The sequence below is a fragment of the Massilia pseudoviolaceinigra genome (assembly GCF_030846505.1).
In the GTDB taxonomy this organism is placed as follows: Bacteria; Pseudomonadota; Gammaproteobacteria; order Burkholderiales; family Burkholderiaceae_D; genus Telluria_A; species Telluria_A violaceinigra.
On the sequence record NZ_JAVCWL010000114.1, the window covers coordinates 1 to 977 of the forward strand.

The window sequence follows — 977 nt, forward strand, 5'->3', positions numbered from 1 at the left end:
CCCCCGTACGTTGTCGCTCTGCCGGCGGCGTTGGTTACCTTTACCAGGTCGCCCGTGGACTCATCATAGTCATACTTGGTGAAGTCGACGATGTCGGTACGCGGACCGGTCACGGATTGCAATTGCCCCGCCTTGTACGCAAATGACCATTTCCGGACGCTGCCGGTCAAAGGCGCATTCAATCCCTGCGCCCCCGTCAGGTCGGTGGTGGCCTGCTCGGTTCTGGAGAGTAGATCGCCGGTCAATTTGTCGTACTGGTACTTCGTAATACGCTTGGGTTCGGCGATGGTTTCCGGCAGGCGAAATTCCGTGTGCCATTTAGTCGTGGTTTTACGTGTCGGCGAAGCAAGTGTTTGCGCGGCCAGCAGCGCAGTGCAATCGGCTGTCGAAGCGCCTTCAATCCGCGTCGTTTCCAGATTACGTCCAGCCTCGTAAGCGAAGCAGCTGTAATTGCTGTTGAAATCCTTCGTCATTGTGATGTTTCCGATGGCGTCATACTTACGTTCAGCGATCGTGCCGCACTCCACGCATGGCGCGTTAATGGTGGTGGTTTTCGCAACCCCTTGCACGTAACCTTTTTCAAAGTAACTCACCGACGTAACCGGCTTTTCCTTCGGCCCCACATAGTGAGTTACCGTTGCCAATGGCGGGCCCCCAGTCACCGGCCGACGGAAATAGGCGACCGTGACCTTGTTGACGTCTTCACCAAGTTGCGACGATGTTGCCCGGCCCCCGCAGTCGTAGGTCCAGCTGATGTGGCGCTCCTCATTTTCGTCGACCAAGCCAGTCATCAGGTTACTAAAAGCGGTCGGACCAAAACCGTTTCCGATTGTTTTGGACAAGACGCTGCATTCCGCCCCGTCGTTGATCTGGATTTTGTTCGCTTCGTTGTACCAATACGTCTGGCTTTTTCCGTCAGGGTACGTCACCTTGGTCAGATTGTTTGCCTTGCAGGCGACTGTGGATTCATTGCCCGG

General features: G+C 55.7%; 1 pseudogene. It reads right to left on the reverse strand.

Annotation, left to right across the window (positions count from 1 at the left end):
* A pseudogene (locus tag RBA40_RS33320) lies at nucleotides 1–977 on the reverse strand (hypothetical protein); the annotation flags it as partial.